Annotated in this window: 14 protein-coding genes and 2 pseudogenes; 11 read left to right on the top strand and 5 right to left on the bottom strand. The window is 43.8% G+C overall.

Annotated elements, in window-relative coordinates:
• From AB4Z17_RS29295 to AB4Z17_RS29260, 8 genes and pseudogenes are all read left to right on the top strand, one after another.
• Window positions 1–563: pseudogene (locus AB4Z17_RS29295) on the top strand (serine hydrolase); the annotation flags it as partial.
• 263 nt (window positions 564–826) lie between these two features.
• Window positions 827–1,489, top strand: coding sequence for a TetR/AcrR family transcriptional regulator (locus tag AB4Z17_RS29290; protein WP_441963769.1), 663 nt, complete (start codon window positions 827–829; stop codon window positions 1,487–1,489).
• Window positions 1,446–2,753 (top strand): MFS transporter, encoded by a 1,308-nt coding sequence (locus AB4Z17_RS29285; protein WP_441963767.1) that lies wholly within the window; start codon window positions 1,446–1,448, stop codon window positions 2,751–2,753. Before AB4Z17_RS29290 ends, AB4Z17_RS29285 begins: the two co-directional genes overlap by 44 nt.
• 17 nt (window positions 2,754–2,770) lie before the next feature.
• Entirely contained in the window at window positions 2,771–5,110 is a 2,340-nt protein-coding gene (locus AB4Z17_RS29280; protein ID WP_441963765.1) for an FtsX-like permease family protein, read from the top strand.
• An 11-nt stretch (window positions 5,111–5,121) separates the two neighbouring features.
• Window positions 5,122–5,889 carry an ABC transporter ATP-binding protein gene (locus tag AB4Z17_RS29275; protein WP_441963763.1) on the top strand — a complete coding sequence of 256 codons (768 nt, stop codon included), beginning with the start codon at window positions 5,122–5,124 and terminating at the stop codon, window positions 5,887–5,889.
• A gap of 15 nt (window positions 5,890–5,904) precedes the next feature.
• A pseudogene (locus AB4Z17_RS29270) lies at window positions 5,905–6,072 on the top strand (M48 metallopeptidase family protein); the annotation flags it as partial.
• Between the two features lie 139 nt (window positions 6,073–6,211).
• Complete coding sequence (locus AB4Z17_RS29265) at window positions 6,212–6,400, top strand: hypothetical protein (RefSeq protein ID WP_076271073.1); 189 nt, start codon at window positions 6,212–6,214, stop codon at window positions 6,398–6,400.
• A 22-nt stretch (window positions 6,401–6,422) separates the two neighbouring features.
• Window positions 6,423–6,815 (top strand): iron chaperone, encoded by a 393-nt coding sequence (locus AB4Z17_RS29260; RefSeq protein ID WP_441907904.1) that lies wholly within the window; start codon window positions 6,423–6,425, stop codon window positions 6,813–6,815.
• 177 nt (window positions 6,816–6,992) lie between these two features.
• On the opposite strand, the gene AB4Z17_RS29255 is transcribed toward AB4Z17_RS29260, so the two are convergent.
• The 3 genes from AB4Z17_RS29255 to AB4Z17_RS29245 form a co-directional block, all read right to left on the bottom strand.
• Window positions 6,993–7,082 (bottom strand): hypothetical protein, encoded by a 90-nt coding sequence (locus tag AB4Z17_RS29255; protein ID WP_441963771.1) that lies wholly within the window; start codon window positions 7,080–7,082, stop codon window positions 6,993–6,995.
• A 2-nt stretch (window positions 7,083–7,084) separates the two neighbouring features.
• A complete protein-coding gene (locus AB4Z17_RS29250) occupies window positions 7,085–11,284 on the bottom strand; it encodes an AAA family ATPase (RefSeq protein WP_441963762.1) in 4,200 nt (1,399 codons plus the stop codon).
• Window positions 11,285–11,402: 118 nt separating this feature from the next.
• Window positions 11,403–11,732: a hypothetical protein gene (locus AB4Z17_RS29245; RefSeq protein WP_441907902.1), complete on the bottom strand. Its 330-nt coding sequence runs from the start codon at window positions 11,730–11,732 to the stop codon at window positions 11,403–11,405.
• Window positions 11,733–12,673: 941 nt separating this feature from the next.
• On the opposite strand from AB4Z17_RS29245, the gene AB4Z17_RS29240 reads away from it, so the two are divergent.
• From AB4Z17_RS29240 to AB4Z17_RS29230, 3 genes are all read left to right on the top strand, one after another.
• The gene (locus AB4Z17_RS29240) at window positions 12,674–13,204 is read left to right on the top strand and encodes a hypothetical protein (RefSeq protein ID WP_441963760.1); all 531 of its coding nucleotides are present in this window, start codon (window positions 12,674–12,676) and stop codon (window positions 13,202–13,204) included.
• 66 nt (window positions 13,205–13,270) lie between these two features.
• Complete coding sequence (locus AB4Z17_RS29235; RefSeq protein WP_441907900.1) at window positions 13,271–13,798, top strand: GNAT family N-acetyltransferase; 528 nt, start codon at window positions 13,271–13,273, stop codon at window positions 13,796–13,798.
• A gap of 425 nt (window positions 13,799–14,223) precedes the next feature.
• A complete protein-coding gene (locus tag AB4Z17_RS29230; protein ID WP_441963758.1) occupies window positions 14,224–14,931 on the top strand; it encodes a DNA alkylation repair protein in 708 nt (235 codons plus the stop codon).
• Between the two features lie 207 nt (window positions 14,932–15,138).
• On the opposite strand, the gene AB4Z17_RS29225 is transcribed toward AB4Z17_RS29230, so the two are convergent.
• Together AB4Z17_RS29225 and AB4Z17_RS29220 are read right to left on the bottom strand one after the other, a co-directional pair.
• Window positions 15,139–15,480 carry a monooxygenase gene (locus AB4Z17_RS29225; RefSeq protein WP_441963756.1) on the bottom strand — a complete coding sequence of 114 codons (342 nt, stop codon included), beginning with the start codon at window positions 15,478–15,480 and terminating at the stop codon, window positions 15,139–15,141.
• Window positions 15,481–15,499: 19 nt separating this feature from the next.
• A partial coding sequence (locus AB4Z17_RS29220; RefSeq protein ID WP_441963754.1) for a DsbA family oxidoreductase occupies window positions 15,500–16,102 on the bottom strand: 603 nt, incomplete at its 5' end.

Genomic DNA, 16,102 nt, shown 5'->3' with positions numbered 1-16,102 from the left:
GTGCAGTGCTGGATAAAGAAACGGCAGATGCGTGGGCAAAAAGAGAAGGCAAATCCTACTATCCAGTCAACGAGAAATTCAGTTCCATCGCCAATATGAGCATTATTAGGCCAACAATAAAAACAAGCGAGGGCTATTTCAATGATATAAAAAAAACAGGTGCCAATACGGCTGAGAGCCAGCATCAGATTCCTGGAACAGCAGGCCGAGATACACTGAGTATTCTTTTTTATACTAAAGAGGGCGTAGAGTACCTTAATGCGGCTGCAACCGTGTATATGAGCGAGGATGGAGTGAAGCCGCTGTATAAAGGGAAATCGTCGATAACTACGATTCAAGCTGATGGTTATGCTAGATGGTTCAGCGTTCCCAAAACAGCTGCTGGCAAGAAAATGGTAGTCGAGATGCCAGCTAAAGGTGGTTTTATGGTATACGATGAAGCGGGAGCATTGGTGAATAATACGGTCATTAGCGGTAAAAATGAAGCCGTATTGCCTGCGAACGGATATATCGTATTTGCTGGAAATGCGGGATCTGCTTTCGGTATTACGCTAGTGAAATAGCGAGTAGATAAGTATAAACTAGACTCATATACAGATTTAGCTAGCTATTATAGTTGTTTTTGTACAGCCTTCAACGGCTTCCAAATGATTGCAGGTACCATCACCAATAAGGCGCAKGGAGCAGAGCTCTTATGCGTCTTTTTTTTGCGTATTGTTCATTCGGCTGTGTTACCCTGGTTCGTTCTCCATATTTACAAAATAAGGATCATATATTATAATCCTTTCATAGACTGACGGTCGGTCTAGAGAACGGAGGAGTTTTCATGAGAACGCTCAAAGAGCCGGAAGAACGGAAAAATGAAATATTGGATACAGCGGAAGCTTTATTCCATACCAAGGGTTACGACAAGACGACGATCAACGATATTTTGAAAGAAATCGGAATTGCAAAAGGAACCTTCTACTATTACTTCAAATCGAAAGAAGAAGTGATGGATGCAATCGTCGTCAGAATTGTGGATAGCGGGGTGCTGGCAGCCAAAGAAATCTCCGCAAATGCTAGTCTTACCGTTCACGAAAAGTTTCTGTACATCATGCTCGCGCAAAAGCCGGCCTCAAACAGCTCAAAAAGCCAGCTTATTGAAACGTTGCATGACGTCAATAACGCCCAAATGCATCAAAAAAGCTTGTCAGAGACGGTGCGCAAGCTGACTCCTGTTTTGCAGGAGGTTACAGAGCAAGGAATAAGAGAAAAGCTGTTTGCCACGCCATATCCGAAGGAAGCAATAGAGCTACTGCTTGTGTCTGCTGTAACCCTATTTGATGAGGGCATATTCAACTGGCAGCCGCAGGAGATATCTCAAAAAATTCAAGGCTTCATTTATGCCATGGAAACGCTGCTTGGAGCAGAGAAAGGCAGCTTCGCTTACGTGGCAAGGCTGTTTGAGGAAGCAGACCCGGCAGACGGTAAGCCGAATGGCGAATAATGCTTTTCGAAAATTCATCATTCTATGGTTCGGGGAACTAGTCTCCAGTATCGGCAGCGGCTTAACCGCGTTCGGCTTAGGGGTTTACGTCTTCCGGACGACCCATTCCGCCACGGCGGTGTCACTCGTGACGCTTTGCACCTTTTTGCCGATGATCCTGATAAGTCCTATTGGCGGTGTATTGGCGGACCGATTTGATCGACGGCTGATGATGCTGCTCGGTGACGGCGGCTCGGCACTGGGGCTTATTTACATTCTAATCGTCATGTTCTCAGGCGAGGCACAGCTTTGGCAGCTCTGTGTGGGGGTGACGATCAGCTCTATATTCGCATCGTTGACCGACCCGGCTTATAAAGCGACGATTACTGATTTGCTGCCCGAAGAACAGTTTGCGAAAGCGAGCGGACTGGTGCAGCTTGCCGGCTCCTCTAAGTATTTATTTTCCCCGATCCTCGCGGGCATGCTGCTTGCTGTGGTGGATATCGAGGCACTTCTGATTATCGATATTAGCACGGTATTTATCACGATTATTACGATTTCCGCCGTTCGCCGATGCTTAGTTGCTAAGCCAGTCAGCAAGAAGCAGTTCAGCTTAGCAAAGGATTTGAAAGAGGGATGGCGTATCCTTGTCTCTCGAAAAGGGGTTTTTACTCTCACGCTGCTGCTGACCGTGGTCACCTTTTATATGGGCATTTTGCAAACCTTATTTACGCCTATGGTGCTTCCGCTATCAAATGCCAAGACATTAGGGATCGTCCAATCGGTCAGTGCGACAGGGCTGCTGCTTGGCAGCTTGTTTATTGGTATCTTCAGTGTTAATCAACAGTATGCACGAGTGCTGTCAGCCGGACTTTTTACAGCTGGTATTTTCTTCTCGCTTATTGGAGTATCATCGAATATTTACGTAATAGCAGCCGCGGGCTTTCTGTTTTTTGCGACCTTGCCCTTCATTAATACAAGCGCGGATGTATTGATTCGAACGCACATACCAAACGAAGCGCAAGGCAGAGCTTGGGGAATGATCGGAGTGATCTCCCAATTCGGCTATGTCGCTGCGTATGCATCGGCGGGTCTTTTATCCGACCATATATTTAATCCTCTAATGGATGAAGGAGGGCTTCTAGCCTCCACGGTTGGAAAATGGATTGGCAGCGGCCAAGGACGCGGAATTGGCTTGTTATTTATTATTTCTGGCATTTTGGTCGTCGTTTTAGCACTTATTATGGCTAGGATGAAGTCGATTCGGGCGCTGGAGACAAAGTAAGGAAAGGAGGGGCTGACATGCTAGCGAAAATATTAAAAAAAGATTTTAAACGAAATAAGACGATTACGGTGGTCCTGTTTGTATTCATTATGCTGTCTGTGCTGCTTGCTTCCAGCGGGACAACGATGATGACGCAGCTATTTCACTCCATCAACCATTTGTTTACTGTATCTAGTGCGCCGCACTACGTGCAGATGCACGCCGGACCCGTGGATAGAGCTGCCATTCAGAGCTTTGCCGCAGAGAACTCTCTTGTCAAGAGTGAACAAATCTCTGAAATGCTGGTGATCGACAATGCTAATCTCTTCTTTGGCAACAATCAGGAAGCCGATAGCAGCAGCGTTATGGATAACGGCTTTGTCGTGCAGAACAAAAGCTTTGATTATTTACTTACGTTGGATAATAAGCAGATTGAGGTTTTGGACGGGGAGATTGCGGTTCCTATTTATTATAGGCAGCAGCATCATTTGAACCTGGGCGATACGATTCGAGTTTCGGCTGGATCATCAGACATGACGTTCACCATTACAGACTTTGTGCGGGATGTTCAAATGAATCCTTCGATTATCAGCTCCAAGCGATTCGTTGTAAGCGCAGCGGATCATGAAACGTTGAAGAGCATGACCGGAGAAATCGAGTATATGATTGCATTTCAGCTTAAGGATCTAAGCAAGCTCAATGAATTCAAGACAGCATACCAGTCAGCCGGACTACCGGCTAAAGGCCCTGCCATTGACTATTCCTTGTTCCAGATGCTTCATGCATTAACGGACGGGGTGGTCGCCGTCATCATTTTTCTGGTCAGCAGCTTATTAATTCTTATTGCGGTGCTGTGTCTGCGGTTCACCATACTGACCACGCTGGAAGAGGATTATAAAGAGATTGGCGTTATGAAAGCCTTCGGCATCCGTCAACAGCATATTCGCAACATTTATCTGACCAAATATATTGTTCTGGCGGGGGGCGCCAGTCTTTTCGGATATGTGGTTTCCCTTTGCATTCGTCCGCTATTTCTATCCAATATGTCGTTGTATATCGGGATTGCTCCGCAAAGCATACTGCAAAGCTTGATTCCTATTTTGGTAGCTGGATTGGTGTTTGCTTTCGTTCTGCTCTTCTGCATCCTTGTGCTGAGACGATTTCATAAAATCTCGGCGGTTGAAGCGCTGCGAGCCGGTGCGATGGGCGAGCTTAAGGTGAATACGAAGCGGTTGCCGCTTTATAAAAGCAGAATTCCTAGTGTTAACGTATTTTTGGCGCTGAAAGATGTCGTCGGACGGTTTAAAATGTATTTTTTATTGTTTATTATTTTTGTCATTTGCTTCTTCATCATCATTGTTCCTGTCAATTTCCTGCATACGATGCAGTCACCTAGCTTCGTTGCGTATATGGGGGTCGGACAAAGCGATATGCGAATGGATTTGCAGCAATCCGATCACATGCAGGATAGATTTGACGAAGTTCAGCATTACCTTGCTCAAGATACGGATATAGTGAAATTTTCTCCGCTCGTGACGAGTAAATACAGCGTCGTAGGAAGTGAAGGAGCATTAGAGAGCATACAGGTGGAAACAGGGGATTTCTCGATTTTTCCTTTGAAATACAGCAGCGGCAACGCTCCTATCAACCAAAACGATATGGCTCTCTCCAGTCTGAACGCTGACGCTCTGTTGAAAAAAGTGGGAGACGCGCTGACATTAGTCATTAACGGTAAGCAGCATGAGATGACCGTTAGCGGCATTTATCAGGATGTGACCAATGGCGGCAAAACAGCCAAAGCGCTGCTGCCCTATCAACCGGAGGATGTACTCTGGTATACCCTTAATGCGGACATTAGACATGGCAGCGATATAGGGGCCAAAATAACCGAATATACGGGTCTTTTTCCAGGGGTGAAAGTGACGCATCTCGAAGATTATATGCATCAGACACTCGGCTCGACGATTAAGCAGATCAAGATGGTTACGGTACTTGCCGTTATCATTGCTGTGTTTATCTCCATTCTGATTACTTCGCTTTTTTTAAAGCTGCTGACCGCAAAAGATTATTCCGGCATCGCCATTATGAGAAGCCTCGGTATTGCCGCCGCATATATTCGAAAGCAGTACGTGATACGGATACTGGTTGTGCTTGCAGGCGGTATTCTCATGGGTACGCTTATGGCCCATACGTTTGGGCAAAGTCTGGTAGGTATGCTGATGTCTTCGATGGGAGCCTCCAATATCCAGTTTGTGACGAACCCATGGGTATCTTATTTCTTGTATCCATTAGCTCTTGGTTTAGTTGTGACCATTGCAACGCTGGTAGGCACGCTATCGATGAGAAAATACAGCATGACGAGAATGATAACCGAATGAGGGGATAAAGCATGAAGCACATATTGGAGATTACAGACCTGAATAAAACCTATTCAATAAGCAAAGGGCAAGAACAAGCCGTACTGAAAAATATTAATTTGCAGATACACGAGGGCGAGTTCGTTTCCGTCATGGGGGCGTCAGGCTCGGGAAAGTCGACCTTGCTCTACACAATTAGCGGCATGGATCGGATGACTTCCGGACAAGTCTTGTTTGATGGGCAAAATATTTCCTCCCTTTCAGAGAAGGAATTGGATCAGCTGCGCCAGAACAAAATGGGGTTTATTTTTCAGCAGATCCATCTCCTCAAAAATCTCAGCATGCTCGACAATATTATTCTCTCTGAATATTTTGCAGCCAAAGAGAGCCGGGACTCCATCCGCCTGCGAGCGGAGGAGCTGATGAAGAAAACGGGAATCGCTGCGCTCGCAGATCGCGATATAACGCAGACTTCCGGCGGACAGCTCCAACGGGTGAGCATTTGCCGGGCGCTCATGAACCAGCCGAAGATCATTCTCGGAGATGAGCCGACGGGAGCACTAAACTCGAAAGCGACATCTGACATCATGGAGCTGCTTGGCAGCATCAACCAATCCGGAACTACCATCCTGCTGGTCACGCACGACGTCAAGGTCGCTGCCAAAACCGAGCGCGTCCTGTTGATGGAGGACGGAGAGATTGTTGGCGAGCAGTATTTAGGGAAATATCATGTTGATAGAGATGATGGTAAAGGGCGGGAGGAAAAGCTTTCTGCTTGGCTGCTGAAGATGGGGATTTAATGGTGGGARTCAGGTGCGATGGCTCCTACTGAGTTGATCGACTATATAATCATCCTTGAGCTTTGCCATCTTACCCATATGAATCATGACCGTTCCTTTTGGCGGCGAGTAGGAAGCATCATGACGGATTACAAAGAAAAAGAGGAGTTTCTGGCCAGGTACGGACAGGCGATGACCTTGTAGAAGCCAGCTGTGCGGAAAGGTTGGACGATCAGGCTGGAAACTGGTATACTTGCCGGGATTGCTCCTATTAAAGCGATTACAATTGCTAGTTTTAGCGGGAGCTGATCTATTATGGGCGTCGTCAGGAGTGGTACTAAAGATGAAGAAATATAATTTTATTCGTCCGTTAATGCTGATTGTCATAGCACTGCTTGTAAAAAGCCTTATTACGAATCTTTGTATGGTGTTTGGGATGGAACAAGGACCGGCAGAAAATGTTGGTTTCATTAGCATGCTTGTGGCAGCATTCATCATTTATTCGAGAATGGCCCAGAAGCGCCGCAAATAACGAAGGCCCGAAAGGAGCAGCCATGGAAGGCAATAAAATCACATTGGAGACAGTTGATCAGTATATCTCCAATTACCCTCCTGAGATTCAGGACATTTTGGAGAAGATAAGAGGCGTGATTAAAGTGGCTGCACCAGAAGCGACAGAAAAAATCAGCTATCAAATGCCGACCTTCGTGCTCCATGGGAACCTTGTTCATTTTGCAGCTTACAAAAATCATATCGGCTTATATCCGGCCCCAAGTGGAATTAAGGCCTTTAAACAGCAATTATCCCCGTATAAAGGGGCAAAAGGGTCGATTCGCTTCCCTTTAGACGAGCCTATACCTTACGAATTAATTGGTGAAATCGTAAAATATAGAGTAGCTGAGAATATTGAAAAAGCAGCGAACAAGAAAGTGAAAAAAAAGAAATAGGGAGTTTAGATGCTGCGATTCCTCTGCCGCATCTAAACTCCCTATTCCGTTCTTCTTAAGCTTTGGGTAGAAGCAACCGGAATGCCGTGCCTTGAAGTGAGCTTTCCTTCAAGGCAAGCTTCTTCACACCACCATCAATCAAATCCACAATAATCATGAAATAGGATGACGTGTGTTCTAACCAATTAATTTAAGTTCCTTAGCTTGGGTTACTGCGTTTATACGCCGGTTGACCTTTAATTTAGCAAATATATTTTTTACATGCACCTTCACCGTACCTGTGGCAATAATGAGGCGATCGCCAATTTCCTTATTGGATAATGAATAGCAATGCGCTCGTAGGGGAATACACCGCTTGCAAGCTTGTTTTCAAGGTAAAGAACACCCAGCATAGTGCCATGAACAGTTACGGGGATACACAGTGCTGATTCAGGTTGGTGCTTTGCCATATACGGGTTATGAATTAGCCAACTCTCTTCTCCTCCGTTATAATGGACCTTCTCTTGTGTACGAAAAACATATCGGATGATCCCTTCCGGCAAGATGGAACTATCATTTAATTCTAAAGGAGGCGTAAAAGCTTTTGCCTCTGAATCCGCATATACTTGCACATATAAAGCATCATTGCTGCCCGTTAGCAGAGCGCCTTTACTTGCACCTGCATACTTCATAATGGTATTCATGATTTCAGCAAGCACAGTATCGATGTCCATCTGATTCGTAATCGCCTGAGTTGTTTTAAGGATTGCCGCGAGATCAATGCTGTCCACGGAATGAAGCTCGTTCCGAAAACCTGAAGTTCCTGCTGCCTGCTCTGTATCACTTCGTCCTGCTGTAGGTGCGATTACATACGTTTGATCCGCATCCTCATGCCGCTGCCAGTGCAGCATGAGCTCCTCCAGTTGCATGACTTTCACGGACACTTCCCATCGCTTGTAGCCTTCAATAGCCAATTGCAAATAAAATAAAGCCGTTTTTCTCTTATCATGTCTTAAATAGTAGTTAGCCGCAAGTTCGCTTGCAAGACTTGTCACCTGTAAATCGTCTTGCTCCCTAGCCTCGCGGATAGCCTTGTCATACAGCTCCTCAGCCATCGTGAAATCGCTGGAGGCATGAGCAAATTCAGCTTGAAGGAGATACTGCCTAGACTGATAATTAGTCGGGCTCCATGCGGCCCATTTTCTGAAACGACTCAGATTGCGAATGATGTTTTTACTCTTATATGACCCATTACGCGACTGTGTATATTTGGCCAATGTGGCGAGTGATTCATAAAATAGGCATTCTGGCAAATGAGGCAAATGAGTGGCATATGCCTCATAAGACTTCGCTTGCTGAGCCCAGCGGATAGCTTCCTCATGGCTGCCCAGCATATAGCATAGCTGAGTTTTATAAGTGCTATATTGAAATAAGGTTGTGGCCGAAGTCTCCTCTTTGCGGATCCGATTTAAAAATTCTTCTTCTTCAAAGCCAGCACCGCTGAACGAGTCAGGTGCATCCGTCCCACCCTGGAGAGCGAGAATAACTTGCTGATACAGATAGAAATTTTGCCTCACGAATTCATCATTCGTTGTATCAAGCACCGCCATATAGTCCGCTATTGCTCTGGCTAATTCACTTAATGGGGCTCTAGTGTACAAGGAGTTGATATGTGCGCCAATAGCATAGCTAGCAAACACATAGTCCCCCGAGTCCATGCCGAAACGAAGCGCCTTTGCCAAGTAAGCGTCTCCTTCGCGGGCATTTCCGGCAAATTGGCAGAGTACCCCGCCGAATATGGTATAGGTGTTGCTTTTTATTGAAGTGATATTGTAACGCTCGGAGAGCTCCACGCCTACCTTGCAAATGGCGTAGCCCTTATCACACTTGCCTAACGCATTCCCCAAAATCATGCCATATGCAGAATAGACTGCTGCCGAAGCAGGGGTATTTCCATATTTAAGCGATAATTGAATGGCTCTGCACATCAGCAGAAAATAGACCTTTTTGTTGGTGAAGAAGGTAGAGGGGGTAATCGCAAAAATCAAATTCATTGCGGCAATTCGATCTTTATCCGACATTTCCTCCAAATGAGCGAGTCTGTCATACTGATTGCGCAGCAGCGCCTCGATTCGCAGTCCTTCCATTAGCAGCATGAAGCTTCCCGGATTGGGTGAAATAAGTATTTGAAGCTCCTTCAGACTTTCAAGACCGAGAGCAGTGCCTTCTAAATATTTACCTTGATTAATGTACTGCATAATTCTGATCATTTGCACCCTGCTCCGCTCAACCGGATTGCGTGCACGACCAAGCAAGAAATCGATTTCCTGATCTGACTTCATATGATTGCCGCATAAATATTCACATTCTGCTTTTTGGGCATGCAATTCGAAGATGAGCTCGAATTCATGGTCCCAATCTTCCGCTGGCAGCAGTCCCACCCCTTTTCCGAAATATCCTAAGGCAATATCGAAGGCAGAAGAGGCTTTGGCGCGGTGTCCCGCATCCAGATTCAGCTTTACGAGCTGCAGCAGCTGCTGCCTGTCCGTTATTCGTTTCGAGCCTCTATTCAAATGGTTGACAATAGCAAACGAATTCTCTCCATACTCGGCGTTCTTACCGTTCATGCATCTGCCTATTTGGATATGAAAAGCCTGTTTCGTCTCATTATCCATCTGACTGTATATTAGCTTCTGAATGTTATCATGGGCAAAACGATACTTATCTGATTCATATGGCAAAATCATCCCTTCAGCTTCAATCGCGGACCATTCTGCAACGATATCTTCAATGTTCCGATTTGTAACGCTAGCGATCAAATCGGGATGAAATATGCTTCCTACACAGGCTGCAACTTTGAGCATCTCCTGCGCATTACTCGAAAGACGATGCCATTTGTGAGCCATTAAATCATGTATGGCATAGCTGGGTTCCTGCTCGATAATCTGTCCCAAATTCCATTGCCAGCATCGTTTCTCATGGTTGTAAAGCAGAATGCTGTCGTCCTGCAAGCGAAGCAATATTTGTTTGAAGTGAAACGGATTACCGCCTGATTGATGGTACAGCAATTCCGTCAAAGACAAGGCAGTGCCGGCTTCGCTATTCAGCGTCTCCATAACGATACAGTTCATTTGCGTAAGGCTCATTGGAGATAAATGAATATGACGGACAAGCGCGTGATTGGAAACGCTGCCGTCCGCTTCATACCCTGGCAGCTTGCTTCGGTCTGTTTCGGTATGGCGATAAGCGCATACAAACAGCAAATATTGGCTTTCCGGATCGTTTAAGAGTGCGTGAATTAACTGTAGAGATGAAGAATTCGCCCATTGCAAATCATCGATAAACAGGACGAGAGGATGTTCTTTAGAAGCTAGTGATTGTACAAATTTGCGAAAAACATAAATGAACCGTTTCTTCGACTCGTTGGCCGGAAGCTCCTCCGAAGCAGGCGAGTCGCCTAGTATCAGCCCAGCTTCAGGAATTATTGCTGTAATAACATGGGCATTTGAGCCCAAAGCTTCTCGCAGCTTTCGTCTCCAAAGCTGAGACTGCTCCTTTCGTCCCCCTAGCAAATGACGCATTAATCCGCGAAATGCCTGAATAATGGGATGATAGGGGCTTTCTTTCGATATTTGCTCGAATTTTCCTGTAATATAGAAAAAATCTCTTGAATGCTGCTGTTTACGGAACATCTCTTCCATCAAGCTTGTTTTGCCGATTCCTGCTTCACCAGAGATGTAAACCATTTCTGTTGATCCGAAGCAAGCGGAATGAAAGGCTTGTGTAAGCATCGAAATTTCATTTTCTCTGCCGTGAAAACCTGGTTCCATGAGGAACGTATCGTTAGAACGTCCTATTTTATCCAAATCAGCAATTAGAAAACCGGTATTTTGGTAACGATTATCCGGATTTTTTTCCAAAAGCTTCATAACAATAGCGGCTAGACCGTCGGGTAAATCTATTCTTTGATTCAATAGCGGCGGGGGGCTTTGCGCCAAATGCATATATACCCATTCGAGTGGATCGTCGGCTAGAAATGGCAGATGGTCAACCAGCATTTCGTAGAAAATAATGCCTAATGAATAGAGATCGCTACGCTCATCTACGGTTCGCAGCATTCTGCCTGTATGCTCGGGCGAGCAATAGGGCAGGCCTGATTCAATAATGCCGTAGAGGGGACAGACATAGCCATCCTTCGAACGATGTACCGCACAACCTGAATCGGTTAAATATGCCTCGTTTACATTCGAAAGAATACCAATACGTTCTGGTCGTAAATCAAGATGAATAATCTGTTGCTGATGAAGTTTTCCGACAGAGGCCGCAATTGCCCTGGCAATGGTGAGAAACACATCCGGCTTCATGCACGTTTGACTTTTCATAAATTCCCTAAGCGTCACATCTGTTTCATGGTTTAACGTCAAATCAGAGGAAAGCATGCCAAGCTCTGATTTGACGGGGTCATTCTCCATAAAATTTTTCACTGTCATTTTCCAACACCTCTAACATTAACTACTAGCGATTATACCCTATTGTAATGGAAGAGCTGATCTTATTACAGACAGGAAACGATATAAAACGATAAAAATTGCAGATGGACATTTCCTGCTATTCGCCGAAGACAAGCATAAGTCCGGTACCCACAATAAGGATTAAGGCTGGAATGAATGTAATCAGATAAGTCCATTTGTAGATTCCTTTTTTATAGAAGATCCAGGACAAAACAATTGCACCCAGGACGGTGTAGGGGTAGCTATTTAAAGCATAGTAGAACACCAATACAAACCATTGCTGCTCAGAGCCTGGCGCATCAAACAGCATGACGGAGAACATGGACAAAAAATACCATACAGGCAGTAAAAGGATATAGAGAATATGGATGACCAAGTTTACAATGAGGGCCGTCCGTTTACCGCCCGGTCGGGCTGTTGTTGACATTGCTAACATTTTAATCCCCTTTCATACTGGTTTACTCATTCCCAAGGAAAATCTATCGATATCATAAAACCCCATAGCAGAAAACGCCATACCTCTAAAGAGGTAGTATGTACTGTCGTGAGTATAATGCTTTTAATGAAGATACTCCTTTATAGGTATAGAGAAATTAAAAAACTTATTCTATTTTATAAACACAACGAATTGAACTGTATAGAACCAATTTAGAGAGGTTGAGGTGGATAAGAGATGTTTGATGCCTTCATTGCTTTTATTAGCATTATTCTTCTTGGTGTTGTTATTTTCGTTAAGATATGGTGGGACGGCGAAGGTACGAGCTTTAAATTTACAAAGTGGTTTTTCGGTATTTTTTTCATAGCGGCGTTGATTGTGGGGGGATGTACGTACGTGGGAGTTATAAAATTTTAGAGCATAAAAGCTAAGAACGAAACCGCAGTGCTCCTTTATTGGATGCTGCTAAAGGCGGAGATCAGGACATTCCAATATGGGAGAAAGGTGCGGGGGGATGTACCAATGATGGCGATACAAATGAGCAACAATGCCTTGAAATTAGAGGAAGGAAGATACCTCTTTATAGGTATAGATGAGCAAAATAAATTGTAGTATTATGACGAAATATGGGATTGCAAAGACAATTCTCTTGAGCATCTCATGTCGAAGGAAAGGGGGTGACTTGCATATGTTTCCAGTAAGAACTGGCCTCAATAACAAAGGCGGAAGAGAGCCTATGAAAATTGTTATTAATCTGCTAWCCAGCAACGAGCAATTGAGAACAGCTCCCGCGAAGTAAGTATCAGTTTAGGTCAAAAGCTGCACCCGGGTCTTTGGACTTTCGGGGGCAGCTTTTTCTAGTGGACGCTATTCTCATAGATATTGTAAGGGAAGAACCGATTAAAAGCATATAAGGAGTTGGAATAAGTCATATGTGCTATTACTTCCAGGTCTGTAGTACAGAGAGCTATCAGGATAAATATCTTGTGTTTTTGCTGGAGCACTACAAGGAATTGAAGCTTCCATATTCTTATCCGATCTCGTTGAGTTTTCTGGCAAGCTCGGTTCTGATGAAAAAAGAAGCTTTTTTATGTTTTAACGAAGAAGATGAAATCATTGGGGCGTTCGGCTATATTTGCGGAACCGCGGAGAATCAATATGAGGATACGCATGTAGCGCAAATTCAGATTGTCTTCATTGTTGATGAGTATCGTCGAAGTCGACTCTTTCTGGAAAGCCTACAATTTCTAACACAGTATATCGCACAGTTGTCTGAGCCGATCACTGATTTCCGATTCTGGGTACCGGTCGATCTCAGGCTGCATAAGCTGCTGTCCAAGATTGCGGAGAGAAAGAATACCTGGGAGACGGTACAAGGCGTGATTGATGAATACCATGCTAGCTTCAGTGAATGGCAGACATACGTGTTGAAGTTCCGACAGGAGGTTTATTTTCCTTCCTAAGGCATGCTCTCTTGCGATTTATGTGACGACTCTACTCATATGAACGGTTAGGAGGTACAGTAACCCATGTTTGCCCATTATAGGAAGTGTCAAAGTGATGAGGATTATGCACAGTTTACGCTATATTTTATACGCAACCGCAAGGAATTCAGCCGCCAATTCTCATTGAGCGACGCGCTTTTTCACGTATTGGAATCGATTCATGACTCTCAAATTCTACTAATTTTCGATAAGAATGAGCAGCTCATAGGCTGGGGGCATTATCGCTATGTCAATGCAAAATATGAATACGATCCCGAAGGGGATATCGTCTTTATCAATTCCGTAATTGTACTGCCTTCCTATCGCAGCAGCAGCCTCTTTTCTCAAGGATTCCGCTATATGTTGAATCAAATAGCTGCAGAAAACTCTAGCGTAAAGTTTGTTCAATTTCATGCTCAGATCGATAACGCATATCTAAATCGCCTTTATTCCAAGTTTTCCAGTGTAATTAGACAGCGAGAGGGTTACTATGGTATTGAAAATGTTTATTCCGTCGACTTCGGGCAGCTGCTCGATTATTTGAGGGCGAAGCAATCCAGAACATATCGTTAGTCTGTTGTTGTAGCAGAGATGCTCCATTGTATAATGCTTCAGAGAATTTTCTCTGGGGCATTTTTTTCGTTTGAACGACATACTGGAAAAATGAAGTAACGGCAAAGGGAGCAGGGGCAAGCTTGAAGTGCCGAAGCTAGATATAATCCCATGTATGGTACAAGTGGTTAAGCTCTAGCAAGAAATGATTTTTTTAACTTCATTTCATATTCTCTATGCTCAAATAGTGGTAACATATACTTGTCTTCATTGAGATTTTGAAGTGAAACGGACGCGAAAAATGATTTTTATGGATAAATGAAATCTTACTGGTCTGTGTTTTTTCATAGACGGTCATTGAAATAGAATGAAAAGTTATTAATGCAACAGAAACAACTGGCTGGTTTAGGAGAAGACGGTAGAATTTCAAAAGGGAGTGTAAAACAATGAATTTAGAAATGGTTATGCAGGAGCTTGAAGCTCTTGGCAAGGATCGAACTAAAAAAATATACCAATCCAATGGCGCACAGGAACCGCTTTTTGGTGTTGCTACAGGCCAAATGAAGCCTATTTTCAAAAAAATAAAAATAAATCAACCGTTGGCTGAGCAGCTTTATGCTACAGGGAACTACGACGCCATGTATTTTGCCGGAATTATTGCAGATCCCAATGCGATGACGGAAGCGGATTATGACCGTTGGATGGATGGAGCTTATTTTTATATGCTGTCCGACTATGTTGTTGCGGTAACCTTGGCAGAAGCTGATATTGCGCAAGAAGTGGCTGACAAGTGGATCGAAAGCGGGGAAGAACTGAAAATGTCTGCAGGCTGGAGCTGTTACTGCTGGCTTTTGGGGAGTCGGCCGGATGATGAATTTTCTGAAAGCAAAATGGCCAATCTGCTTGAAACTGTGAGACATACGATTCATGATGCTCCCGAACGAACAAAATATGCAATGAATAATTTTATTTACACAGTAGGGGTATCCTACATGCGGCTCTATGATAAGGCAATGGAGATTGCATTGGAAGTTGGTCCGGTAGAAGTTAATCGGGACAAGAAAAAAAGCAGTTTTTTGGTCGCATCTGAACAGATTCAAAAAGCAGTTGATAAACAGCGGCTTGGTTTCAAACGCAAGCATGTAAGATGCTAAAAGTTTCTTCGTGGATTGTTGTGGCGCCAGCGAGCAAGTAATACAAGGTTATTTCGATGGAAGTCGAGCTGAAGAAGGTAATAGCTTTGTAATAGTTTATATCGCTATGTTAAGCACTCCTCACATGTGGAGTGCTTTGTGCCGCTCGTTAGTAATTAGCATTTTAAGAGCCATTTAAAACCCGAACGTATTCTACGCTAGGCATAACTATGAAGTAGGATTTCCCGTATTAGAACTCTCATTGCAATAAGCAGGTCCCTTATTGATTTCAGTAAGTTTGGGATTGACGGAAAAGATTTTTGCATTGATATCTGTTATACCAAAGTCAGCTAATCTGCTAGTGTGCATAATGTTATATTTTTCAGCCGTTTCTTTTGTTTCAAACAAATAAATTCCACCGGCTTCATTTTTTTCGGAATTTTCTGTCCAGATTTTCCACATGAATCCATCTTCTTCGTTGATACTTTTTGCTAAATCAGAAAACGCCTCTGCCAGCTCATCTCCGAACGGTCCATTCATTTTAAAATCCACTTGTAATACGTACGACATTATAGTCACTTCCCTTTGTTTATTTAGTAGCGGTAAAATACAATTCTCCTAAAATTTCGTTCACCTGATAATGATTTGTTGGAAGCTCTTGTTCAATGAGAAATTTTACGTCTGCTTGTTCAACATCATACATGACTTCAATTTCTTTGGAGAAAAGAAGCTTTTCTTTTTCAAGCAAGTCAGAAAGGGAAGGGACTGGCTTGGGTTGTAAATCTTCTAGATTCAGAACTTTTTTCAAACCGTCAACATAGTTATCCAACGGACGGCTGCCAACAATTTTTACGCCCTTATTCTCCTCATTAGTCATAATAATGGTAGGGAAGCCTCGGACACCCAACCTTCTAACTAGATCAAAATCCTCATGTAACAATTGAAGACCGACCTGTTGTTCAGCTTCGTTTACAATTGCTTTTCCATCAAGGCCGATATGATTTGCGATTTCAATCATAACCGATTTATCTGATATATTTTGATTAAATGCAAACAGTGCTTCTCTTGAACGACGCAAATATTCTGTTGCTTTTGCATCAGTATGATTTTTTTGAATCACCTTAAATACACGAGAAGGCGGGTAGGATGATTGAACTGGATTATCTATCATTAAAGTCCCATCAATTGGCAT

Source organism: Paenibacillus sp. TAF43_2, from assembly GCF_052113545.1.
GTDB lineage: Bacteria > Bacillota > Bacilli > Paenibacillales > Paenibacillaceae > Pristimantibacillus.
Note: the sequence above shows the minus strand (reverse complement) of the source record. Positions and strands in the feature narration are given on the sequence as shown.